Origin of the sequence: Streptomyces sp. NPDC127097, from assembly GCF_042724075.1 — a bacterium.
Lineage (GTDB): Bacteria > Actinomycetota > Actinomycetes > Streptomycetales > Streptomycetaceae > Streptomyces.
In genome coordinates, this window is sequence record NZ_JBHXFI010000024.1 from 100,302 (window position 1) to 107,341 (window position 7,040).

The window sequence follows — 7,040 nt, forward strand, 5'->3', positions numbered from 1 at the left end:
CAGTGACGCCGCAAGGGCGCCCCTCGGTTACAAGAACCGAGGGGCGCCCTTTGTCGTACCCGGATATTTCCGCAGGTGAAAAAGGGGTTGCGAGGTGGCTATCGCGCGATTTTGGGCCGGTTTGCGAGGGGGCCGTGTTTAACCGGCCCTAACCTACGATGACGTAACCTACGCAGCCGTAGGTCAAACCTACGGTCCCGTAGGTCATCGTCCCCAGGAGTTCCCCCCGTGACCATCGCCCCCGCCCGCCATAACGGAGAGCTCGGCCATGCCGCCTGGAGCGACGCCCAGTTGCTCTACGCGCTCGAAGAGGTCGTCGAGAAGGAACTCAACCGCCATCTGAAGGTCGCCAAGGACTGGATGCCCCACGAGTACGTGCCGTGGAGCGACGGGCGTAACTTCCCCGGGCCGCTGGACGGCGACGCCTGGGACCCCGAGCAGTCCAAGGTCACCGACATCGGCCGGATCGCCCTGGTGGTGAACCTCCTCACCGAGGACAACCTCCCCAGCTACCACCACGAGATCGCCACCCTCTTCGGCCGCGACGGCGCCTGGGGCACCTGGGTGCACCGCTGGACCGCCGAGGAGGGCCGGCACGGCATCGTGATGCGCGACTACCTGCTCACCAGCCGGGCCGTCGACCCGGACGAGCTGGAGCGGTTCCGCATGGCCCATATGTCGGAGGGCTTCGAGTCCGACAACTCGCACAGCATGCTGCACTCGGTGGCGTACGTCGCCTTCCAGGAGCTGGCCACCCGGATCTCGCACCGCAACACCGGCCACCACTCCGGTGACCCGGTCTGCGACCGGATGCTGGCCCGGATCGCCAACGACGAGAACCTCCACATGGTCTTCTACCGCAACCTCCTCGGTGCGGCCTTCGAGATGGCGCCCGACCAGACGATGTGCGCGGTGCGCGATGTCGTCACCGGCTTCCGGATGCCCGGCCACGGGATGCCCGGCTTCGAGCGGTCCGCGGCCCGGATGGCCCTCGGCGGGATCTACAACCTGCGCATCCACCACGACGATGTGCTCCAGCCGGTGCTGCGCTTCCTGAAGGTGCTGGAGATCGGCGGGCTGGGCCCGGCCGGGCTGGCGGCGCAGGAGGAGCTCGGGCTGTTCATGGACGGCCTGGACGGCCAGGCGCGGAAGTTCGACGAGCGCCAGGCGGCCATCCTCGCCCGCCGCCAGGCCAACCGCGGCTGAAGCGGCCGTGCCGCTCCGCGTCACCGCCCACAGCGGCGGTGGCCGGGGCGGCGGATGCGTACGCTGCCCGCATGGCCGACTGGGACCTCAAAAAGCTGCGCATCCTGCGCACCCTCCACGAGCTGGGCACGGTCACCGCGACCGCCGAGGCGCTGCACATGACGCCCTCGGCGGTCTCGCAGCAGCTGACCGGGCTGGCCAAGGCGCTCGGGGTGACGCTGCTGGAGGCGCACGGCCGGCGGGTGCGGCCGACCGACGCCGCGGAGCTGGTGCTGCGGCACGCGGAGGCGGTCTTCGCCCAGCTGGAGCGCGCCGACGCGGAGCTGCTCGGCTACCTCCAGGGCGAGGCCGGCCAGGTGCGGGTCGGGGCCTTCTCCACCGCCATCCCCGCGCTGGTGGTCCCCGCCGTACAGGAGCTGCGCCGCACCCACCCGGGGCTCTCGGTCGTCGTGCGGGAGGCGGAGGCGGAGGCCGCCTACGAGCTGCTGGCGGAGGGCAGCGTCGATCTGGCGCTGTCGCTGGCCGCGCACGCCCCCACCCCGCGCGACCCCAAGTTCAGCCGGGTCGCGTTGCTCGCCGATCCGCTGGACGTGGCGCTGCCGGCCGGTCATCGGCTGGCCGCCGAGCCGGGGCTGCGGCTGGCCGATCTGGCGGGCGAGCCCTGGATCTTCGGCAGCAGCGGGCCCTGGTCGCAGATCACCACGGCCGCCTGCGAGAACGCCGGGTTCCTGCCCGAGCGGGCGCATGCCGCCGCCGACTGGAGCGCGATCTGGGCGATGGTCGCGGCGGGGATGGGGGTGGCGCTGGTGCCCCGGATGGCGAGGGCGGGCGGCATCGGCGCCTTCGGGCGCGGGGGAGGGGCGCCGGCCGGACACGGCGGCCGCGAGGGGGTCGCGCTGCGGGTGCTCTCCGGTGACCAGCCGCGCCGTCATGTGATCGCCGCCGCCCGGCGCGGCTCGGAAGGGGCGCCGGGCCTGGCCCGGGTGCTGGCGGCACTCCGGCAGGCGGCCGCCACGCAGCCGCCGGGAGAGTAGACCCTTCAGAACCTTTCAGTTCTGCTGAACGTATTCATCGAAAACTTTCGATGGACCTGTGAGGTGCTGCGCTGCGACCGTGAAGGGGTCCGCACCTCCACCCATCGAAGGGCAGCGATGACCGCCAACCCGGCCGCCGACACCACCGATCCGCACGCCAACGACGCCGACCCGTACGGTGGCGGAGACCCCTACGCCGACTACCGCGGCGGGGACTTCCCCTTCACCTCGCTCGTCGACCTCGCCGACCGCCGCCTCGGCGCCGGGGTGATCGCCGCGAACGACGAGTTCTTCGCCGAGCGGGAGAATCTGCTGAAGCCGGCTCCGGCGGTCTTCGACCCCGAGCACTTCGGCCACAAGGGCAAGATCATGGACGGCTGGGAGACCCGGCGCCGCCGCGGCACCGACGGCGACCACCCCTTCCCCACCGACGAGGACCACGACTGGGCGCTGATCCGGCTCGCCGCCCCCGGCGTGATCCGCGGCATCATCGTCGACACCGCCCACTTCCGCGGCAACTACCCCCAGCAGATCTCCGTCGAGGCCACCTCGCTGCCCGGCAGCCCCGGCCCCGAGGAACTGCTCGCCGGCGATGTGAAGTGGGAGGAGCTGGTCCCGCGCACGCCGGTACGGGGCCACGCCGCCAACGGCTTCGAGGTCACCGTCGAGCGCCGCTTCACGCACCTGCGCCTCAAGCAGCACCCCGACGGCGGCATAGCCCGCCTCCGGGTGCACGGCGAGGTCGTGCCGGACCCGGCGTGGCTCGATGTGCTCGGCACCCTCGACCTGGCGTCCGTCCTGCACGGCGGCACCGTCGAGGACGCCTCGGACCGCTTCTACTCCTCGCCCACCCAGATCATCCGGCCCGATCTCTCCCGCAAGATGGACGACGGCTGGGAGAACCGCCGCCGCCGGGTCAAGGGCACGCACGACTGGGTGCGCTTCCGCCTCGCCGCGCAGGGCGAGATCCGGGCGGTGGAGATCGACACCGCCTACCTCAAGGGCAACTCCGCGGGCTGGGCCGCCCTGTCCGGCTGCGACGGCGACCCGGCCGACGAGGGCTCCTGGTTCGAGATCCTGCCGAAGACGAAGCTCCAGCCCGACACCCCGCACCGCTTCGCCCTGCCGGCGGCCGTCACCGCCACGCACATACGGCTGGACGTCTTCCCCGACGGCGGCCTCGCGCGGATGCGGCTGCACGGCGCCCTCACCGAGGCCGGCCGGGCCTCCCTGGGCCGCCGCTTCGACGCCCTCAACGGCTGAGCCGTACCCCCGTTTCCGCCGGGCCCCGCGGGAGGGGGGCGGGGCCCGGCGGACGGAGCGCACCGGGCGCCCGCCCGCCGGGCGTCACCACCGGCCGTGGCGCCCGGTGTGCGCCGGTCAGGCCGTCGCGTCGGCCTGCTGCGCCTTCAGCGCCCGCTCGATGCCGGCCCGCGACTCGGTCATCAGCCGGCGCAGCGCCGGGGTCGGCTCGGCCGAGGCCAGCCAGGCGTCCGTGGCGTCCAGGGTCTCCTGCGAGACCTGGAGCGCCGGGTAGTGGCCCACCACGATCTGCTGCGCCATCTCGTGGCTGCGGGAGTTCCAGATGTCCTTCACCGCGGCGAAGTACTTCGCGGTGTACGGCGCCAGCAGCTCCCGCTGGTCCGGCTGGACGAAGCCGCCGATGACGGCCTCCTGAAGGGAGTTGGGGAGCTTGTCCGACTCCACCACCGAGGCCCAGGCTTCGGCCTTCGCCTCCGCCGTGGGACGTGCCGCACGCGCCGTCGCGGCATGCCGCTCGCCCGCGGAGGTCTTGTCCCGGTCCAGCTCCGCCGCGATGGCCTTCTCGTCGGCCCGGCCGGTGGCCGCCAGCCGCTGGAGCAGCCCCCAGCGCAGCTCGGTGTCCACGGCGAGCCCGGAGATCTCCTCCGTACCGTCCAACAGGCCCTGAAGCAGGTCCAGTTGAGCGTCCGTACGGGCCGAGGCGGCGAACGCGCGGGCCCACGCCAGCTGGTGGTCGCTGCCCGGCTCGGCCGCCCGCAGCTGCTCCAGCGCCGCCGCGGTCCAGGTCGCCAGACCCGTCTCGCGCCAGTCCGGCGCCGCGTACAGGTCCAGCGCCAGCTTCACCTGGCGGTGCAGCGACTGGACGACACCGATGTCCGACTCCTTGCCGATGCCCGACAGCACCAGCGACAGATAGTCCCGGGCGGGCAGTTCGGCGTCCCGCGTCATGTCCCAGGCCGACGCCCAGGACAGCGCGCGCGGCAGCGACTCGGTGAAGTCGCCGAGGTGCTCGGTGACGACCTTCAGCGACTCCTCGTCCAGCCGGACCTTGGCGTACGACAGATCGTCGTCGTTGAGCAGGAGGACGGCCGGCCGCTGCTTGCCCACCAGCTGCGGTACGGGGGTCAGCGCACCGTCCACGTCCAGCTCGATCCGCTCGGTCCGCACCAGCTTGCCGTTCTGGAGCTCGTAGGCGCCGATCGCGATCCGGTGCGGGCGCAGCACCGGCTCACCCTTGGCGCCGGCCGGCAGCGCCGGAGCCTCCTGCTTCACCGCGAAGGAGGTGATGACGCCCGCGCCGTCCACCTCGATCTCCGGCCGCAGGATGTTGATCCCGGCGGTCTCCAGCCACTTCTTCGACCAGGTCTTCAGATCCCGCCCGCTGGTCTCCTCCAGCGCGCCCAGCAGATCCGACAGCCGGGTGTTGCCGTAGGCGTGCGCCTTGAAGTAGGACTGCACGCCCTGGAAGAACTCGTCCATGCCGACATAGGCGACCAGCTGCTTGAGGACGCTGGCGCCCTTGGCGTAGGTGATGCCGTCGAAGTTGACCAGGACGTCGTCGAGGTCATTGATCTCGGCCATGATCGGGTGGGTGGACGGCAGCTGGTCCTGCCGGTACGCCCAGGTTTTCATGGAGTTGGCGAACGTCGTCCAGGAGTGCGGCCACTTCGAGCCCGGGGCGTACGCCTGGCAGGCGATCGAGGTGTAGGTGGCGAACGACTCGTTCAGCCACAGGTCGTTCCACCACTCCATGGTGACCAGGTCGCCGAACCACATGTGCGCCAGCTCGTGCAGGATCGTCTCCGCGCGCACCTCGTACGCCGCGTCCGTCACCTTGGACCGGAAGACGTACTGGTCGCGGATGGTCACCGCGCCCGCGTTCTCCATCGCGCCGGCGTTGAACTCCGGCACGAAGAGCTGGTCGTACTTCGCGAAGGGGTAGGCGTAGTCGAACTTCTCCTGGAACCACTCGAAGCCCTGCCGGGTGACCGCGAAGATCTCGTCGGCGTCCAGGTGCTCGGCCAGCGACGGCCGGCAGTAGATGCCCAGCGGCACCGTCCGCCCGTCCTTCTCGTAGGTGCTGTGCACGCTGTGGTACGGGCCGACGATCAGCGCGGTGATGTAGGTGGAGATCCGCGGGGTCGGCTCGAAGCGCCAGATGTTGTCGCTCGGCTCCGGCGTCGGGGAGTTGGAGATCACCGTCCAGCCCTCCGGGGCCTTCACGGTGAACTGGAACGTCGCCTTCAGGTCCGGCTGCTCGAAGGACGCGAACACCCGCCGGGCGTCCGGCACCTCGAACTGGGTGTAGAGATAAGCCTGCTGGTCCACCGGGTCGACAAAACGGTGCAGTCCCTCACCGGTGTTGGTGTAGGCGCAGTCCGCCACGACCCTCAGCTCGTTACGGCCGGCCCGCAGCCCCGCCAGCGCGATCCGCGAGTCCTTGAACACCGCGCCCGGGTCCAGCGCCTCGCCGTTGAGCACCACTTCGTGCACGGCCGGCGCGACCAGATCGATGAAGGAGTCCGCGCCCGCCTCGGCGACCTCGAACCGCACGGTCGTCACGGACCGGTACGTGCCTCCTGTGCTCCCGTCCTCGCCCGGACCGGAGGCACCGCCCTCCTGCGCGCCGGAGAGGTCGAGATCGATCTCATACGCGTCCACGGTCAGCAGGCGCGCCCGCTCCTGCGCCTCGTCGCGGGTCAGATTTGTGCCAGGCACCCGGCCATCTCCTTCGTATGGGTCATCACATCGGACTCTTCGGCCATCCTTCCATGTGGTCCCGGGGGAGAGGGGGTGGTATGCAGGGTGGCAAGGTGGTAGCAACCCCGGTAGCATCGAGGGTATGAAGATCAGTGTGAGTCTTCCGCAGGAGGATGTCGCCTTCGTCGACGAGTACGCGGCGAGAACGGAAGGCGAATCGCGGTCCGCCGTGATACATGCGGCCATTGAGCTGCTGCGGGCCGCACAGCTCGAAGCGGAGTACACCGAAGCGTTCGCGGAGTGGGACGAGAGTGAGGACGCGGCGCTGTGGGACCGCGCGAGCGGGGACGGGCTTGCCGATGAGGCGTGGTGACATCTACATGGTCGACCTGGAGCCGGTGCGCGGCAGTGAGGCCAACAAGATCCGCCCGGCGGTGATCGTGTCCAACAACGGCGCCAACCAGTCGGTCGAGTCCCACCGGCGGGGGGTGGTCACGGTCGTTCCCCTGACGTCGAACACCTCGCGGGTGCTTTCCTTCCAGGTCTTCCTGGGGGCCGACGAGTGCCGCCTGCCCAAGGACTCCAAAGCTCAGTGCGAGCAGCTGCGCGCCGTCGCGCCGGATCGCATACTCCACAAGGTCGGCTCGGTGCCACGCCAGCGCATGGCCGAGGTCGACGCCGCACTCCGTCGCCACCTGGCCCTCTGACCCCGGGTGCCGGTGCCCGTCGTGTGAACGCAAGAGGCGGGTGGACCTACAGCAAAAACGGAACGTCCACCCCCCCGGCGGCGTGCGCCCCGCACCCGCGCAGCACAGCCGCGACCCCCACAGCGCGCAG

6 protein-coding genes are annotated in these 7,040 nt (G+C 70.9%); 5 read left to right on the top strand and 1 reads right to left on the bottom strand.

Annotation, left to right across the window (positions count from 1 at the left end):
- Positions 1–228 precede the first annotated feature (228 nt).
- The 3 genes from ACFWJW_RS19780 (at position 229) to alc (ending at position 3,503) form a co-directional block, all read left to right on the top strand.
- Positions 229–1,206, top strand: a complete 978-nt coding sequence (locus ACFWJW_RS19780; RefSeq protein WP_387242663.1) for an acyl-ACP desaturase — start codon at positions 229–231, stop codon at positions 1,204–1,206.
- A 71-nt stretch (positions 1,207–1,277) separates the two neighbouring features.
- Positions 1,278–2,240, top strand: coding sequence for a LysR family transcriptional regulator (locus ACFWJW_RS19785; protein WP_387242666.1), 963 nt, complete (start codon positions 1,278–1,280; stop codon positions 2,238–2,240).
- Between the two features lie 117 nt (positions 2,241–2,357).
- Positions 2,358–3,503: an allantoicase gene (gene alc / locus ACFWJW_RS19790; RefSeq protein WP_387242669.1), complete on the top strand. Its 1,146-nt coding sequence runs from the start codon at positions 2,358–2,360 to the stop codon at positions 3,501–3,503.
- Positions 3,504–3,620: 117 nt separating this feature from the next.
- Here the strand turns inward: alc and pepN are convergent, their stop codons facing one another.
- A complete protein-coding gene (pepN, locus tag ACFWJW_RS19795) occupies positions 3,621–6,221 on the bottom strand; it encodes an aminopeptidase N (RefSeq protein WP_387242672.1) in 2,601 nt (866 codons plus the stop codon).
- Positions 6,222–6,345: 124 nt separating this feature from the next.
- Between pepN and ACFWJW_RS19800 the strand changes: the two genes are divergently transcribed.
- Both ACFWJW_RS19800 and ACFWJW_RS19805 read left to right on the top strand, forming a co-directional pair.
- Positions 6,346–6,576, top strand: coding sequence for a ribbon-helix-helix domain-containing protein (locus ACFWJW_RS19800; RefSeq protein ID WP_387242675.1), 231 nt, complete (start codon positions 6,346–6,348; stop codon positions 6,574–6,576).
- Positions 6,563–6,910, top strand: coding sequence for a type II toxin-antitoxin system PemK/MazF family toxin (locus tag ACFWJW_RS19805; protein WP_387242678.1), 348 nt, complete (start codon positions 6,563–6,565; stop codon positions 6,908–6,910). The genes ACFWJW_RS19800 and ACFWJW_RS19805 overlap by 14 nt, the downstream gene beginning before the upstream one ends.
- Positions 6,911–7,040: the final 130 nt, after the last annotated feature.